The following is a 17,159-nucleotide window of genomic DNA, read 5'->3' as shown; positions in this document are numbered from 1 at the left end:
GAATGCATGAACTTTTTAAAGCGACTCTTTTCCAAAGAAGCACGTGTTCCCCGTGTGAACATCAAGCAACGTTTTGAGCTCATCGGGCGCGTGGGCCAGGGCAGCATGTCAAAGGTCTGGCGGGCCCGCGATTACAATTCCGGCAAAACCGTTTCGCTTAAAATTCTGGACAAAGTCAAAACACAGGAACTGGAAGCCCGCTTTGTCGGACTGGATAAACCCAAAGAGGGGGAGATCGCAGTCCAGTTCAATCACCCGCACATCGTCAAAACTTATGAACATGGCCTGACTGCCGATCAGGAACAGTTCCTCGTCATGGAATTCATCGAAGGCTACAGTCTCAGCTTTCTGGTGGAAGCCCAGAACGAGGACATGAAAACCAACTGCCTCAAATACATGATCCAGCTGGGCGAAGCGATCCAGTATTTTCATGACGAAGGCTGGATTCACCGCGACATCTGCCCGCGCAACATCATGGTCAGTAACGATCACGAACTCAAGCTGATCGATTTCGGACTGGTCGTCCCTAACACGCCTCCGTTTCTGCAGCCCGGCAACCGCACCGGTACCGCCGCTTACATGGCCCCCGAGCTCATCAAACGCCAGAAGACCAGCCAGAAAATCGATATCTTCTCTTACGCAGTAACCTGCTATGAGATGCTGACCAAACGGCTTCCCTGGAAGGCAGCCGAAACAATGGAAGCGGTCCTGCAACATATCAATTCACCACCGGAGCACATCCAGAACCTGCTCCCCGATCTCGACCCCCGCATTGCCGATGCGATCATGAAGGGGCTGGAGCTCTACCCGCAAGACCGCTGGCAGACGATCAACGAGATGCTCGATCCGTTCAAACAGGCGTATAAAGAACAGCAGCGTTCTGCTCCTGCGAAAACTCCGGTGCCTCACCAGGAGACCGTAGAATCGGCCCGTCGAAAACAGCAACCAGATCCCGCTCAGCCCCGGCGCAGCGAACAGGCGCGCCCCAAGTTGAGAAAAAAGAAACAGCCCGGTTCCAGCAGACGCTCCACGGAATCGAAATCAGAGTCTACTGAAGCAGGGCAGGCTCCTGCGAAAAAATCACCCAATGCCTCACGGAAACCGGAACGCCCGACTCAGAAAAAACCGGCCCCCCGATCAAAACCCGATAAAAAAGATGAAAGTCACTGAGCGGAAATCGTCGCCGCCGGTTACCGCTTCAGCTCAGCTGCCCATACCCGTTTTACGCCAGATAATTGATCCTGATATATGTCCTTGTCTTCCTCTCCCAGTTCTTCCAGTCATCTCTCCGCACTCAATCCGGCACAACGTGAAGCAGCCTCGACAATCTCTGGTCCACTCCTGGTTCTGGCTGGCGCCGGTACCGGCAAAACACGTGTGATTACTTATCGCATGGTGGAACTGATCCGGCAGGGGGTGACTCCCAACAAGATCCTCTCGGTGACCTTCACCAACAAAGCAGCCAAGGAAATGCAGGAACGCATGAACGGCCTGATGGGCAAACGCCTGCCGGCCAAGCCCTTCATTTCCACGTTCCATTCGCTCTGCGTCCGCATCCTCCGCGAAGAAATCACCGCACTGGGCTATCCCCAGAAATTCGTGATTTATGACCGGGGCGACCAGGAATCCGCAGCCCGGGCGGCACTTCGAGAAATCCGCGTCAATGACAAAAGCCTCCGCCCCGGCGACCTGCTGAACCGAATCAGCTCCTGGAAAATGGCAAACGTCTCTCCGGAGATGGCCACCAACTACACCGAAAACGATTTCGACTTCCTCGCCGCCATGGCGTATCGCAAGTACCAGACCAAACTCCGCTCCAGCGGTGCCGTCGACTTCGATGACCTGCTCATGCTGACCAACGACCTGTTCTCCCAGTTCCCCGATGTCCTCGCGAAGGTCCAGGAGAAGTTCGACTTCGTGCAGATTGACGAATACCAGGACACCAACCTCTCCCAGTTCAATCTGATCCGTGCTTTAGTCAAACCGCACCAGAACCTCTGTGTGGTGGGTGACGACGATCAGTCAATTTACGGCTGGCGCGGTGCAGAAGTCCGTCACATTCTCGGGTTCCAGCAACAGTTCCCCGGTGCCAAAGTCGTTCGCCTCGAGAGCAATTACCGCTGCACCGACAAGATCATCGACTTGGCTAACCGGCTCGTGAAACACAACCGCGACCGTCATAAGAAACAGCTCGTCGCGCACAAGAAAATGGGAGCCCCCGTCCGCTTCCTCGAACTGGCCGACGAATTGACCGAGGCCGAGAAAATCATCGGCGAGATTCGCTACCTGCACGAAGCCCAGGAGATTCCGCTCCGCGACTTCGCCATCCTGTTCCGTACCAACGAACAGCCCCGCGTCTTCGAAACCGAACTCCGTCGGACCAACGTCCGCTATCAGTTAATTGGCAGCCAGTCCTTCTTCGATCGTCGCGAAATCCGCGATCTGCTGGCTTACATGAAGACACTGGCCTTTCCCCACGACGAACTCTCCATGCTGCGGATCATCAACACTCCCACGCGTGGCATCGGCAGCGGGACGGTCGAAAAACTGGTCAACCAGGCCGTCAAGGCAGGGCACCAGTTCTGGGACACGGTCGATTCTGCCCGCGAAGCCAACGAACTGACTCCGCGGGCCAGTTCTGCCTTGAGCGCCTTCCACCAGTTAATTCGCCGCTATCGTGCCCGGCTCGAACGGTCCCCCCGGGAACTGGCTCAGATCATGCAGGAACTGATCCAGGAAATTGACTACGCCTCGGAGATCAGAAAACAGTACAAGACTTCCGAGCAGCAGCAGGCCCGGCTCGTCGTCCTGGAACAGTTCATCGAATCGATCAAAGAATACTGCACGCGAACCAGCGCCCCCAGTCCCTCCGGCTTCCTGGAAGAAACGGCTCTCGGGGATCGCGACGACCTCAACGACAAGGAAGACAAACTGTCACAGGATGCCGTGAAGCTGATGACGCTGCACAGTGCCAAGGGGCTCGAATTCCCGCGTGTCTACCTGGTCGGGATGGAAGAAGGGCTCCTCCCGCACAAGCGATCAGTCGAAGGGACCGATGCGGAAATTGCAGAAGAACGGCGGATCGCCTACGTAGGCATTACCCGGGCTCAGGACTACCTGACACTCAGTCGCGCTGCCACCCGAACCAAGTGGGGTAAGAAACAGCCGACGCTACCCTCTCGCTTCCTGTTCGAAATGCGGAATACAGACGGCGAAGAGGAAGAAGACTAAATCAGGTTTCCTGTTCGTCACTGGCCCGCTTATGCTTCAGTAACTGCTGATTGTAATACCCAATCGTTTCCTTACGATGCAGCATCCCCAGCAGCACGCCCGCATCCTGGGCATCAACCACCGGCAACGCTTCCACATTGATGGCCGTAAAACGCTGCATGACGGTATTCAGGTCGTCATCGGGGGTCACCCGCATGAAATCAGGCTGCATGATGTCTCGCGCCAGGGCCAGTTTCCAGATCGTTTCATCGTAGAGGTAAGCCCGCACGTCATCCTCGGAAAACACGCCAATGATCCGCCCCGCGTCGTCCACGACAGGGAAGTAATGCTGTTGCGTCCCCGCTAGTGAATGCACGATTTCATCCAGGGTTTTCGATTCATGAATCAACTGGATCTTGCGTTTGGGATCATACACATCGCTTACCCGGCTTCCTTCCAGAACATCGATCAGGAAGTCACCCCGGTGTGCCGGTGAATCCAGGCGGCTGGGATACTGTTTCTGGTAGAGGTGCACCCGCTGACAGAGCACGAAGCAGAGCGTCGAAGCGAGCATCGTCGGTAGCAGCAGGGCGTAGTTCCCGGTGATTTCAGAAACCATGATGATTGTCGAAATCGGCGCATGGGCCGCACCGGCAAAGAACCCGGCCATACCCACCAGTCCGTAGGCCTCAGGCTGTGTCACCAGATTGGGCCATAGCTTCTGCAGAAACTGCCCGGTGGCAGCCCCCACACAACCGCCAATCACCATCGAAGGTCCGAACACACCGCCGGATCCTCCCGAGCCAATCGTCAACGATGTCGTAAAGACCTTCACAACCGCCACCGTCAGCAGCAGTGGAATCCCCACCTTAGATGCCGATGTCAGCGCTTCCTGCAGGACGCCATAGCCGGTTGAGAGCACCGACAGAGCCCGCATATCCTGATCGTAAAGATAGAACAGCCCCAGCCCAACGACACCGGTCAGAAAAGCACCAACAGCAGGGCGGAACATCGGCTTGATCGGCAACCGTTTGAAGAGCCGGTTCGTGCCATAAAATGTTTTCACATAAAAAGCCGCAGACAGGCTGAGCACGATCGACAGGATCGTGTAAGGAATCAATTCAAAATGGGAATCAACCGTATGATGCAGTTCGTTCCCGAACAGGGGCATGAAACGCAACGACTGGGGCAGAGACATGCAATACAGAGAATACGCTATGATCGACGACATCGCAGCCGGCACGATCACGTCCGATTCGAAATCCGCATTGCTGTACATGATCTCGGCGGCAAACAGCGCCCCGGCCAGGGGAGCACGGAAGATCGCACCAATCCCGGCCCCCATCCCCGCCGCCAGCATGATCCGGCGATCGCGGGCCGAGAGCTTCAATTTGGTCGCCACCCACGAACCAAAGCCGGCTCCAATCTGGGCTATCGGTCCTTCCCGCCCGGCTGAACCGCCGGTTCCCAGTGTCAGGGCAGAGGCAATCGTCTTGACGATCGGAATCCGGGGCTGGATTTCTCCCCGTTTATTATGAAAGGCGTCGATGGCAGCATCGGTTCCGTGGCCTTCCGCCTCCGGGGCAATGTTGTACACAATGACTCCCGAAGCCAGACCGCCTAAAGTAATCACCACCAGCAACAGCCATGGTGCAAAGTTCACCTCCGTCACCTGGTCTTTATAGAAGGAATATTCGCCAACTGTCTGCGGATGTTCGAACCCGGCGATCGCGACCAGAGAGTGATGCTGCACAATCTGAGTTAATGCGTCAAATACGATGGCGCCAAACCCCGCCACCACCCCGATCAGGCAGGACAGCACAAACCATTTGCCACTCGTTTTTAAATCAAAGGAGGTCAGCAGGTCATTGAGTTTTTTAAAGTAAACCATTTTGTCTTAACTAGGATGAACAGCAAACTGTATGTTGCTGTATTGAATTATGCCGGCAAGCGGGACACTTCGAACACCGGGCATGCAGACCGGGCGGGTGGACATCGATCTATTTTCGGTCCTGACAGCATTCGAAATACAATAATCTATTCTATTTTGGACTTAAAGCGTCTGCTCCAGGGAAGTGGATGGCCAGTTGTCAGTCTCTGCAGACTCGTTGTTACACATCCGCATCGGAGATTTTACGGTAGATGACTTGGAAGCCCAGGGGGAGTTTGTCATACTCCTTACTGCATTTTTAACGCATTTGCCCTCCTTTTTCGATGTACTTGATTTCAGTCAGTGTGGAAAATTCCGAGTTTTATCTAGGTATCGAGACTTCCGGACGCAGCGGCTCCATCGCGATTTGCCGTCCCGGGCAGGAAATTGCGCCCGTCTCACTGCAGCAACAGGGGAGAAAGCACGCCCAGACCCTGGTCAGCGAAGTCAGAAAACTGCTGGATCAGCTGGAAATCGCCCCTCAGCAGATCGCCGGAATCGGCGTCAGCCGTGGCCCGGGTAGCTTTACCGGCCTGAGAATCGGCATCACCTTCGCCAAAACCTTTGGCTACGTGACAGGTGCTCCCGTACATGGCATCGATACCTTTGCAGCCATCGCACTCAGCTGTCCGACTGAAATTTCAGAGACCTATGTGATCTCCAACGCCCAGCGGGGCGATCTATTCGTCGGCAGATATGTCCGCAATTCCACAGGAGAATGGCAACAGACAGTTCCCATTCATCTGCAGGACATCCACGAATTCAGCAGTGCACTTCAGCCCGGTGAAACCGTCTGCGGTCCCGGAATCGATCTGCTCGACCAAGGCAGCTTACCGGAAATCCGAATCGAAGATTTTCCCCGTCAGACACTCGCCTCCCAGGTCGCAGAATTGACGGCCACACTCCTGCAACAGGAGACTCCACCGGCCAGTGAAGTCTGGAACCTGACTCCCTTCTATCTTCGCAAAAGTGCAGCGGAAGAGAAGTGGGATGCACAACATAATCAGTAACACAGCCGCTCCCGAAAACTTCAATTAAATTATCTGGAATCACTGCAAGTTCTGATGACGCATAAGCAAGCGTAAAATCGTGATTTCTTATTTTCTTGAAACATTTTCCAGAAGACACTCTCGCCGCGATTCGGGCTTGGCTATAATACGGGCAGGGAATTGTTCGATTTCAGACTCCTGAGTATTATGTCTGCTGCGACGAATTCGAAAGAGTCCTGTTATTCGTTGTCGTTCACAGGCTTTCACATTTCCATTCTTCAGACTGGAGTTGAATTATGGCTCTTTACGAGATTGAAACAAACGCGCATATCATGGTGGGCTGGGCTAATACTCAAGAAGAAGCGGAACACGCTGCCCAGGAGAATTACCCCGAAGATGAGATCTTGCGTGTCACTCGCCGCCCACGCGACATGTGGGTCATCTCCAAACGTCTGCTGGGGATTGAAGGGCACACCGAACCCTGCGACATGGCACGCGAATGCCTCTTCCGCGCTTCGGGCGACAAAGTTCACGCCATCCGACTCTACATGCGTGACACCGGGGCCGACCTGCACGAAGCCCAGCTGGCAATCGAAACCAACATGTCTGTCGGCTGGTAATCACACCATCCCTCTTTGACTGCAGACTACACTTCTTTCATAACGGAATGACTTCAGTTCGATGATCATACAAGGAACTCTCGTCAGTTCTACAGGGACTTCTCACAGCCAGATTCGTATCGAGGGAAATCAGATCGTCGAAGTCGGCGCTCAACTGGGAGAACCGGATTTCACTTTCTCCGATGACTGCCTGATCTTTGCCGGCATGGGCGATATTCACATTCACGCCCGCGATGATATCGGTGAATCACAAACATACAAAGAAGATTTCTGCACCGCAGGTGCCGCCGCTCTGAATGGCGGGGTCGTCCATGTGGCTGATATGCCCAACAACCCCGTACCTCCAATTACAGACGAGAGCTACCACGCCAAACAGGAGCATCTTAAGCAGCGTAACCCGCCAATCCACTTTACGCTCTACGCGGGCATCGGACCGGGCACCAGCCCACTCACATTCCCGGTACCTTACAAAGCCTACATGGGCCCCAGCGTCGGCGACCTGTTCTTCAAAACACTGGAACAGCTGGATGAAACACTCTCGCAGTACCGGGGCTGCAACGTCAGCTTCCACTGTGAAGACCCCATTCTGCTCGATGAACATGCGAACGCCGCCACTCACGAAGAGCGGCGACCCGCGGAATGCGAAATTTCCGCCACCCGCTTTGCGTTGCAGATGATCGAGAAATACGACCTCCGCGGCAAGCTCTGTCACTACTCGGTCGGAGAAGGGCTCCCCCTGATTCGCGAAGCCCGCAGCCGCGGTCTCAAAGTCACTTGTGAAGTCACACCGCATCACCTCTATTTTGATCAGTCCGATCTGACCGATCAGAACCGGGGAAAGATGCAGATGAATCCTCCGCTGCGGACAATCGCTGACCGCAAGGCCATGCTGGCTGCCCTGCGGGAAGGCACCCTCGATTACCTGGCAACCGACCATGCCCCGCATACCTTGGAAGAAAACGAGCAGGGCATCTCCGGACAACCACATCTGGATACCTATGGTGCGTTCGTCACCTGGCTGATTCTGGACCAGAAATTCACTCCGGAACAGGCAGCCCGTTTCTGTTCGGAAAACCCCGGAGAATTCGTCAACCCGTATATCGCACCGCTGAAATTCGGTAAAATTGAACCGGGCTACACCGCCAGCCTCACCGTACTCAATCTCAAACGTCCGGTGACCATCCAGCGTGAAGATCTGAAAACCAAATGTGGCTGGTCTCCCTTCGAAGGAATCACCTTCCCGGGCTCAATCGAAGCCGTCTTTGTCGAAGGCCAGAAGACGCGTTAAAAGCTCAGACAGCACCCACAGATGAGGGCTACTGGATTTCACTCAGCTCAAGATATCTCACTCTGCCAGGCACGACATATACAAAAAAAGGGGGCTGACTTCAAAGTCAGCCCCTTTTTATTTCAGAGCAGTTTTGAGCATCGTACAGCTTAGCTGTTGCTGACGCTGGCCTGCTTTTCGCTTTCCTGAGTTGCCCGGGCAGTTGCACTTCCCGGACGGTTCATCAACCAGACCAGAACCGGGCTGGCGATAAAGATCGAGCTGTAGGTACCGACAAACACACCCAGTACCAGACAGTAAGCGAAGCCGTGAATACCTTCACCGCCGATCGCGTACAGAATCAGCACTACGATCAATGTTGTCAATGAGGTCAGCAAGGTACGAGACAGCGTCTGGTTCAGACTCTCATTGACCATACTGGTTGTCAGAGCAGGGTTCTTGCCACGAACTTCACGAATCCGGTCGAAGACCACGATCGTATCGTTCAGCGAGTAACCGACGATCGTCAGGAACGCTGCAATCATAGGCAGGTTGATCTTGAAGTCGGTCAGCCCCATCAGCGGCCCCAGAGCGGTATTGCTCAGGTAGGCTCCCAAGGCAACCAGACCCAGCACAACCAGCACGTCATGCACCAGAGCCACGACAGCCGCCAGACCGAAGGTGATTCGCTGGAAGCGGAACCAGATGTAAGCCACGATCGCTACCAGACTGATCAGCATCGCCATCAAAGCCGATTCCTGCATCTCGCTGGCCACAGAGCTGTCGAAGCTGTTAACTTCATCCAGTACCGCTGTGGTTGCCATGACTGTTTTCATCTCAGCTAACGCAGTTTCCAGGTCGGCAGCCGACAGGTCAGGACCAAACTGGGCAACCATCTTCTTATGACGGGCTGCTTCCGCAGAAGCATCTGCCGTTTCGTCCTCTTTATCACCAGCGGTTGCGCCTTGAACCTGGAACTCGGGGATCCGCTCATATTTATCGGAACCATCTTCGTTCTTAATCTTGGCAATCTCTTCTTTGAGGTAAGTCTCAACCGTCGAGGGCTTCAGATCACCACTGAAGGTCAGTTCGACTTCGGTACCGGCCGGTGAATCAGCACTACCGGTCAGTTTTTTCACCTCGCCAAAGTCCATTGTTACTTTCCGAAGTTTATGATCGGTTCCGTCGAAAGCTTTGTTCAGATTTTCACGGATACCTTCAGCCGCATTCTGACCGGAGTTCTCCAGGTCGGCATCATTCATCGTAGTACGTAACCGGAAGAAACGTCCCTCCGAAGTCGGATCGTTCGACAGCTCCAGCTGTTCCAGCGTAATGCTGCTGTCAAATGCCTTCTGCAGGCTGGCGCGGACTTCGTCGATGTTCTGCTGATCTTCGAACTCGAAGGTCACCATCGTACCACCGGTGAAGTCGATATCCAGGTTCTCTTCTCCGCGGGCGATGACAACGCCCATGCCGATGAGAATCAGGGCCACCGAAATGGCACCGGCAATCTTACGCTTACCAAGGAAATCGATACTGGTATCACCCACGATACTCATCATCCTCAGATCGCTGATCCAGCGTTTCCGTTCGAAGATGTCAAAGATCAGACGCCCGACATACAGGGCGGTAAACATACTCATGACAATACCGATAAACAGCGTCACGGCGAAACCGCGGACCTGGTCGGTACCAATCACGTACAAGACAACCGCCACAATCAGCGTGGTCAGGTTGGCATCCACGATCGTAGTGAAAGCCCGTGAGAAACCGTTATTGATCGCCATTCGCAGGCTGGAGCCCCGGTTTTTCTCTTCCCGGATACGCTCAAAAATCAGTACGTTTGCGTCGACCGCCATACCAATCGTCAGCACCAGACCGGCCAGACCGGGCAGGGTGAAGGTCGCATTGATGAAAGACATGGCTCCCATCACCAGCAACAGGTTCAGCGTCAGACAGATATTGGCCACCAGGCCGGAGAAACGATAGTAGATCAGCATGAACACAATCACGGCAACAGCTGCGATGATGATTGCCTGCTTCCCTTTCTGCTGAACGTCAACACCCAGCAGCGGGCTGATGGAGAACTCGGAGACCGGTTCCGGCTTCAGCGGAACTTCCAGCGCCCCTGCATTCAGGACGTTCAACAGGTCGGTAATTTCTTTCTGAGTAAAGTTACCGGTAATCTGCCCCTCGGATCCAATCGTGTCGATCAGACGGGGTGCCGAATGAACTTTACCGTCCAGCAGCACGGCCAGGTGACGGTGGAAACCATCCTTACTGGGACGGTTTTTCGATGTCAGCTGGCTGAACAGGGTGCCGCCACGGGCATTGAATGTAAAGGCAACCGCAGGTGCACCGTTCTGGTCAGTCGACTGACGGGCCCGCACCAGGTACTTACCGGTGATGCGTCGGTCTTCGTTAGGCTCGATGATGACCAGCACTTCCTGTCCCTGGGACCCGTCTTTGCGGGTGAAGGGCCGAACGACCATCTGGTCATCGGTGCTGAAAGGCTCGTCGCTGCTGACTTCACGCCAGCTGGCGATCACACGGCCTTCATTGTCACGCACATCCTTCCCCTTGGCTTCCGTAGCCAGTCGTACTTCACGGGGATGATCGCGACGGTTTGCGACAATATCGAATTCCAGGCTACCCAGTCGGGTAATCAGCGATTTAATCCGCTGGACGTCTTCGGTGTCGGCCCCCGGAACAATCACTTCAATCCGGCTCTGGCCAACCTTACGGACGGTGACTTCTTCAGTACCCGATGGATTGATACGACGCCCAATCGCGCCGACCATCTGGTCCATCACTTCGTTGGAAAGCTCTTTTTCGCTTTTACCCTGATCGACTTCGAAAACCATGTTCGAACCGCCGGCCAGGTCGATACCCAGACGAATGGCATTTCGCCAGTCGTGGCCATGCGAGATCTGCCAGATAAAGGGAGTCGCCGCTACGATGGCCACAAACAGGACCAGGCCGATCTTCTGTGAATACTCCTTCAACTTGAGAGCGCGGGAAATCACCGCCCCCAGAATAAACGGCAGTACAAAGACAGCCAGAAGGATTAAGATGATAGTGACGGCGGATACGCCCGAAGGCGCTTTTTCGGTCGCTTCCTGAGCCAGCAGCGTTGCTGAGTGAAAATCAATCCCTGTCATTCAATTAGTCCTGAAACGATTCTTTTTGTCTGGGCCGATTCATTCGGCAATGATGATTTAAGCTGACAACTTCGTGCCAGATACTGACAAACTTCTCTGTTGAAACGCAACCTAGCTTGTTGCCTCTTTGGTTTCAACCTGATACAGCCCCTGAATGGCACTGCGACGCACTTTCATCTTCGAATTATCATCAATTTTCAGAGTCACTTCCTGATCTGACTCAGAAATATTGGCAATCGTGCCAATGATCCCACCGATGGTCACCACACGATCATTCTTCTTCAACTCTTTAAGCGCCTGCTCGCGTCGGGCCCGTTCCTTCTGTTGAGGACGGAACATAATGAAGTAGAAAAAAATCACGATCACAATCAAAGGCAGCGACTGGACCAGGAAAGAAGGTCCAGCGGGCTGTTTAGCGGGTGTCTCTTGAGCAAGTACTAACAAAGTCGACAATAAGGTGTGCATTTCGTTCTCTTCCCGGGCCAGCGTGGTAATCTATAAAGTGAGTCTCATGCGTCACTTAGATCTGACCCGCAACCCGATCCAGCAAGAAATTTCATATCAGTTTAACAGGCTCGGGTGGTTCACTGCTGTTTCGAATTTGGCCCAAACCTAAACAATTTCAGGAGTTATCCAGCAATCAAGTAAGCTGTATCTTAGAAAGATGCGTTCCAGCGGGCAAGGTGAACCGCCCTAAACTCCTCAACTTGATCATTCAGAATCGCCTCACGCAGATCCCGCACCAGTTTCTGATAAAAGGCAATGTTATGCAGCGAGATCAGAATTGGCCCCAGCATCTCCCGCGCCATGAATAAATGACGCAGATAAGCCCGGCTGTAATCACGCGAACCGGGCGAATCACACTCGGGATCCAGTGGACTCGGATCCCGGGCATGCTTTTGATTACGCAAATTCACGCGTCCCTGACTGGTAAAAGCCATCCCATTTCTGCCATTTCGGGTCGGCATCACACAGTCAAACAGGTCCACGCCCCGCATGATGGCCTCGATCAGGTCGGATGGACGGCCCACCCCCATCAGGTAGCGGGGTTTTTCCACAGGCAGCATCGGCGTTGTGAAATCCAGGGTGGAGTACATATCCTCAGGCTTTTCTCCCACGCTTAAGCCCCCGATCGCATATCCGGGGAATTCCAGTGGCAGCAACCCCTCAGCCGAGCGTTCCCGCATTTTCTGATCAGTACCCCCCTGAACAATGCCGAACAGGGCCTGGTCATCCCGTTTCTGGGCATCCCGGCAGCGGGCTGCCCACTTGGTCGTCCGATCGACGGCTTCCTGCATTTTTTCCAGCGGCACATCGTGCGGCGGGCACTCATCCAGACACATGATACAGTCGGCTCCCAGTTGCTCCTGAATCTTCACCGCTTTTTCGGGCGAGAGTTCAAACAGGCTGCCATCAATGTGAGAGCGGAAGACCACCTGCTCATCATCCATCTTTGTAAGCTGGGCCAGACTGAAGACCTGGAATCCACCACTGTCGGTCAGAATCGGGCCATCCCAGTTCATGAATTCATGCAGCCCGCCCAGTTCCTGCACAATTTCGGCTCCCGGCCGCAGCGCCAGATGGTACGTATTTGCCAGCACCTGCTGCGTTCCCACCTGTTTGAGCTGTTCAGGCAGTAACCCTTTGACAGAGGCCAGGGTCCCCACGGGCATGAAAGCCGGAGTGTCGACAATGCCGTGGGGAGTATGCCAGCGGCCCGCGCGGGCCTGAGTCCGGGAATCGGTATGGATCAGTTCGAAATGAAATTGAGACACGGTCGTTTTTCTGTTCAGATGTTACTTTATCGCGATCAGATCAGGCTTCGTCAGCAGTAAAAACCCAGCGGGAAATGCTCAGATCTGCTCCAACGCATCGTTGATAATCCCCAGATACCAGAAAGCGATGCGGAACACAACAAAGATGATAAAAGCGGCTACCATCGCCCAGATCAACCAGCCCAGCACCGCCGCCAGGGCAGCCAGGGAGCGCTGCGCGTCTTCCTGAAAACGGGGACTCAACCGCTCCAGTGTTTCAGGCACCGTCCCGGATGTCTCACCTACATGCACCATCTGGATGTAATCTTCGGGAAACAGATGCGTTCCCGCCAGGGCGTCGGTCAGATCCACTCCATCATTCACAGCCGCATTGACCTGGGGGATCGCTGCAATAAACGCTCCATTACCAGTCGCTTTGAGACTGGCTTCCACTGAGTCCAGAATATTCATACCGGCCTGCTGCGTCAGTGCAAACGCCCAGGAGAAGCGGGCGATCGCAAACGACCGCATGCAGTTGCCCACGACGGGAATGCGCAGAAAGAGGCTATGAAAGAAGCGTTTCCCACCCCAGAGTCGATCCATCACCTGGTACGCGACAAATAGTACAAAAATCGAACCGAACGTACAGGTCAGCCAGATCAGGGCGCCGCTGGGGCCGGACAGTCCCAGTCCGAGAACATCGATCGCCTCTCCACCTCGCGCATTGGCGATTAAACCCAACACAAGAATCATCAGCGCGATGACCATGATCGCCGCCACAAACTGAAAGACGGGCCAGGCAATTAACCGCACAAAATTCTTCCTCAGGTTCAGCAGCTGGTCATAATGCTCCGACAAAGCTTTGAGTACTTCGGGCAGGCCGCCACTCTGTTCCGCCACACTGACCATGTTGACCATCAGCTCCGGATAATAATTCCCCTGGAGTTTAAGCGCTGACGTCACATCGTTCCCAGCCTTCAACTCAACGGTGATCTCTTTCACGGACTCCTGCATCCGCCGATTCCCCAGTTTTCTCCCGGCCAGTTGAAAGCTTTTCGTGATCGGCACGCCGGATTCCAGCATCGTACTCAGGGAACGACACAGCATCGCCAGAGACTTCATTGAAGCACGTGCCTTGAACATTGAATTCGCTTTCGGGAAACATTCAGAATCGGAAACAGGACCGTCAACCCGTCCATTATGTCGAATTACGACTTATCTGAGAGTGACAATCTTCTACACATTGCGAAAAAAAACAAAATTTGTCAGAGTGAACCCTCGGTCTTTCAGAATTTGTTTACAGAAATCGATCCTGGGAAAATGATTGAATGGATTTTTTAAAGTTAGCGGGAAAACGGATTCTCGTATTTGGAGTCGCCAACCGTAAAAGTGTCGCCTATCAGACAGGGAAGGTCCTGGAGGAAGCAGGCGCCGAAGTGATTTACGTCGTTCGCTCGGAAGCCCGCAAAGAATCGCTGTCCAAACTTCTGAAAGACGCACCGATCTATATCTGTGATGTTGAACATCAACAGGAAATCGATCAGCTCCAGGCGGACATCAGCCAGAAATACGATGTCATCCATGGTCTGGTCCACTCCATCGCGTTTGCAGACTACTCAGCCGGCTGGCTTCCGTTCCATGAAACACCCCGCGCCGCTTTTCTGCAGGCAGTCGATATTTCCTGTTTCTCCCTGATCGCAGTCTGTAATGCATTCAAGGATCTGCTCGATCCAGAGCAGGGGAGTGTGGTGACGATTTCGATCTCCACCACCCGCATGGCGGCGGAAAATTACGGCTACATGGCCCCCGTGAAAGCGGCCCTCGATTCCTCGGTCTGCTTTCTGGCCAAGTCGTTCTCAAACTTCTCGCAGGTTCGCTTTAATGCCGTCTGTCCCGGTCTGTTGAAGACATCCGCCTCCGCAGGAATTCCCGGCTATGTGGACAGCTACCTGTTTGCTGAAAAAGCCACATTAAGAAAGTCAGCCGTCCAGACCAGTGAAGTCGCAGATACCGTAGCTTTCCTGATCAGTCCCCGTTCCTCGGGTATCAATTCGCAGGGAATCGTCATTGATGCCGGTATGGGCACCAACTATTTCGACAACCAGATCATCTCAGAGCAGTCGACCTGAGTACCTGACGAACAATAAAAACAGCCGACGGAATAAAAATCCCGTCGGCTGTTTTCGTTCACATCACGAACGAGACCTGCGCCCCGTCCCTGATTAAGTATTAATTCTTCTTCTGTCCTTTGCCTTTGGCTTTCCCTTTGCCACCGGCACCTTTACCACGGTTCTTCATCATTTCTGCCCGTGCGGCCTGGCGTTCTGCGTCATCCAGTTTGCCGTCGCCGTTCTTGTCGAACTTCTTGAGCATGGCTTCGCGATCGAACCCGGGACGACGACCGCCCATCGCTTTGCGGGCTTCCTGGCGTTCAGCTTCGCTGAGCTTCCCATCGCCGTCTTTGTCGAACTTTTTCACCAGTTCTTCACGGCTCATGCGCGGGCCACGCTGACCCATTTTTTCGCGGGCTTCGCGAGCAGCTTTGCGTTCGTTTTCATCCAGTTTGCCGTCACCGTTTTTGTCAAACTTTTTCATGAACTCTTCGCGATTGAAACCCTGACCACCCTTTTCACCACGGGCAGCCCGAGCAGCCGAACGCTCTTCTTCATTCAGCTTGCCATCGCCGTCCTTGTCGAATTTTTTGAGGATCTCCTCACGGTTGGGGCGCTGTCCTTTTTTCCCCTCTTCAGCCTGCGTAGCAGAGCTCCATGAAATCACAGCCATACCCAGTGCACACGCAGTAACGATCCGATTCATTTTCATCAAGACAGCTCCTCATTCTCAAAATCTGTGGAAACAGGAATCAGCTTCCTGCAGCGGTTTCAGTTAACACGGTATCAAACGCGAGAGGGAGGCAGAGGTTTCGCGGATTCTCAGAAAAAATTCAGAAAACGTAATCGAAGTCGTCGCGTAACCCTTTGAAAACCGGGCTTTTCTGATGCGTCCCAGGTACAAGCTGATCTTGCCTCAATTCGGCAAATCACACTATGATGCCGCCCCTGTAGGCTGCGCCTGTACCAGTACACCTTACATCTGATGCCTGTATTCCCGAATTCGATGAACAAAACTGACCCGTTAGCACGATTGAATCAGATTGAAGCGCAGCGGATCTGCATTATCAAACCCAGTGCCCTGGGTGACGTCGTGCAGACACTCCCTATCCTGCCGGTCCTGAGGGAACGGTTTCCCAATGCCCGCATCTCCTGGGTCGTTCGGGACAGCTTTGCCAATCTTCTGGAAGGACATCCCTGCCTGGATGAAATCATTCCCTTCCAGCGACGCAGCTCAGCAGGACAGTGGTGGCAGTTTCTCAAGTCACTCAACAAACAGAAATTTGATCTGGTCATCGATCTGCAGGGCCTGCTCCGTACCGGCATCATGACTGCCGCCACCCGCGCTCCCTGGCGGGTCGGCATCGAAGCAGCTCGCGAAGGTTCGCACCTCACCTGTAACCTGACGATCCCCGACACGGGACGCTATGTCCCAGCCTGGCTCAAATACTGGCGCGTCGCTGATGCCTTTGGTCAGGGGAAGCTGAAACGCACGACTAACATCTATCTCTCCGAAGATGACCAGAACTGGGCACAGAAAAAACTGTATTGCCCTGAGTATCCGCTGCCGACTCTCGCGATTCACGCGGGCGCGCAATGGATCACCAAACGCTGGCCCCCCGAAAGCTTCGCTGCGGTCGGTGCCAAAGCCATCCGTCGCTTCCGTTGCCAGGTTGTCCTGGTGGGAACTTCTGCAGAAAGAGAACTGACCGGCCATATCGAAAAACTGCTGCAAAAGTTCGTCCCGACCGGCAGGGTCATCAATCTGGCAGGGGAAACAACGCTCAAACAACTCGCCGCGGTTTTACAGCAATCCGACTTTGTCCTCACCAATGATTCCGGCCCCATGCACCTGGCCGCTGGTCTCGGAACCCCTGTCACCGGCATCTTTACCTGCACCAGTGCACTTCGCTCCGGACCGCCGGGAGACAAGCACGAACTTGTCTCCACGAATGTCAGCTGTGGCGGCAGCTATAACAAACGCTGCCCCAAACGCGGACCACAGAATCTGTGCTGCATGGAAGAGCTGGAAGTCAGCCGCGTCTGGCAGGCCCTGCATCGCCTGATCACACGCGAAGCAGCTGAAAGAACGCCGAAAGCAGCCTGACGCTTCTCGC

13 protein-coding genes are annotated in these 17,159 nt (G+C 54.2%); 7 read left to right on the top strand and 6 right to left on the bottom strand.

All coding sequences use genetic code 11. The annotated features are described in order from the left end of the window. Nucleotides 1-6 precede the first annotated feature (6 nt). Both HG66A1_RS12500 and HG66A1_RS12495 read left to right on the top strand, forming a co-directional pair. Nucleotides 7-1,170 carry a serine/threonine protein kinase gene (locus HG66A1_RS12500; RefSeq protein ID WP_145184101.1) on the top strand — a complete coding sequence of 388 codons (1,164 nt, stop codon included), beginning with the start codon at nucleotides 7-9 and terminating at the stop codon, nucleotides 1,168-1,170. A gap of 78 nt (nucleotides 1,171-1,248) precedes the next feature. Then, on the top strand, nucleotides 1,249-3,231 hold the full coding sequence (locus HG66A1_RS12495) for an ATP-dependent helicase (RefSeq protein WP_145184098.1): 1,983 nt from the start codon (nucleotides 1,249-1,251) through the stop codon (nucleotides 3,229-3,231). Between the two features lies 1 nt (nucleotide 3,232). Here HG66A1_RS12495 and HG66A1_RS12490 read toward each other — a convergent pair whose 3' ends face one another. Next, nucleotides 3,233-5,101 (bottom strand): chloride channel protein, encoded by a 1,869-nt coding sequence (locus HG66A1_RS12490; RefSeq protein WP_145184095.1) that lies wholly within the window; start codon nucleotides 5,099-5,101, stop codon nucleotides 3,233-3,235. A 344-nt stretch (nucleotides 5,102-5,445) separates the two neighbouring features. On the opposite strand from HG66A1_RS12490, the gene tsaB reads away from it, so the two are divergent. From tsaB to HG66A1_RS12475, 3 genes are all read left to right on the top strand, one after another. After that, nucleotides 5,446-6,150, top strand: a complete 705-nt coding sequence (gene tsaB, locus HG66A1_RS12485; RefSeq protein WP_197997119.1) for a tRNA (adenosine(37)-N6)-threonylcarbamoyltransferase complex dimerization subunit type 1 TsaB — start codon at nucleotides 5,446-5,448, stop codon at nucleotides 6,148-6,150. A gap of 275 nt (nucleotides 6,151-6,425) precedes the next feature. Beyond that, the gene (locus HG66A1_RS12480; RefSeq protein ID WP_145040278.1) at nucleotides 6,426-6,749 is read left to right on the top strand and encodes a DUF6793 family protein; all 324 of its coding nucleotides are present in this window, start codon (nucleotides 6,426-6,428) and stop codon (nucleotides 6,747-6,749) included. Nucleotides 6,750-6,810: 61 nt separating this feature from the next. Beyond that, nucleotides 6,811-8,037, top strand: a complete 1,227-nt coding sequence (locus tag HG66A1_RS12475) for an amidohydrolase family protein (protein ID WP_145184089.1) — start codon at nucleotides 6,811-6,813, stop codon at nucleotides 8,035-8,037. 149 nt (nucleotides 8,038-8,186) lie between these two features. Here the strand turns inward: HG66A1_RS12475 and secD are convergent, their stop codons facing one another. From secD to HG66A1_RS12455, 4 genes are all read right to left on the bottom strand, one after another. After that, nucleotides 8,187-11,177 carry a protein translocase subunit SecD gene (gene secD, locus HG66A1_RS12470; RefSeq protein ID WP_145184087.1) on the bottom strand — a complete coding sequence of 997 codons (2,991 nt, stop codon included), beginning with the start codon at nucleotides 11,175-11,177 and terminating at the stop codon, nucleotides 8,187-8,189. A gap of 111 nt (nucleotides 11,178-11,288) precedes the next feature. After that, nucleotides 11,289-11,642, bottom strand: a complete 354-nt coding sequence (yajC, locus tag HG66A1_RS12465; RefSeq protein WP_145184084.1) for a preprotein translocase subunit YajC — start codon at nucleotides 11,640-11,642, stop codon at nucleotides 11,289-11,291. Between the two features lie 191 nt (nucleotides 11,643-11,833). Then, on the bottom strand, nucleotides 11,834-12,952 hold the full coding sequence (tgt, locus tag HG66A1_RS12460; protein WP_145184081.1) for a tRNA guanosine(34) transglycosylase Tgt: 1,119 nt from the start codon (nucleotides 12,950-12,952) through the stop codon (nucleotides 11,834-11,836). A 78-nt stretch (nucleotides 12,953-13,030) separates the two neighbouring features. Next, nucleotides 13,031-14,038 (bottom strand): type II secretion system F family protein, encoded by a 1,008-nt coding sequence (locus HG66A1_RS12455; protein ID WP_232106816.1) that lies wholly within the window; start codon nucleotides 14,036-14,038, stop codon nucleotides 13,031-13,033. A 221-nt stretch (nucleotides 14,039-14,259) separates the two neighbouring features. Between HG66A1_RS12455 and HG66A1_RS12450 the strand changes: the two genes are divergently transcribed. Continuing rightward, entirely contained in the window at nucleotides 14,260-15,060 is an 801-nt protein-coding gene (locus HG66A1_RS12450; RefSeq protein WP_145184075.1) for an enoyl-ACP reductase, read from the top strand. Nucleotides 15,061-15,160: 100 nt separating this feature from the next. Here the strand turns inward: HG66A1_RS12450 and HG66A1_RS12445 are convergent, their stop codons facing one another. Next, nucleotides 15,161-15,754, bottom strand: coding sequence for an EF-hand domain-containing protein (locus HG66A1_RS12445; protein ID WP_145184072.1), 594 nt, complete (start codon nucleotides 15,752-15,754; stop codon nucleotides 15,161-15,163). Nucleotides 15,755-16,048: 294 nt separating this feature from the next. On the opposite strand from HG66A1_RS12445, the gene HG66A1_RS12440 reads away from it, so the two are divergent. Next, entirely contained in the window at nucleotides 16,049-17,149 is a 1,101-nt protein-coding gene (locus HG66A1_RS12440) for a glycosyltransferase family 9 protein (RefSeq protein ID WP_232106815.1), read from the top strand. The last annotated feature ends 10 nt before the right edge of the window (nucleotides 17,150-17,159 follow it).

Origin of the sequence: Gimesia chilikensis, from assembly GCF_007744075.1 — a bacterium.
GTDB classification, from domain to species: Bacteria; Planctomycetota; Planctomycetia; order Planctomycetales; family Planctomycetaceae; genus Gimesia; species Gimesia chilikensis_A.
Note: the sequence above shows the minus strand (reverse complement) of the source record. Positions and strands in the feature narration are given on the sequence as shown.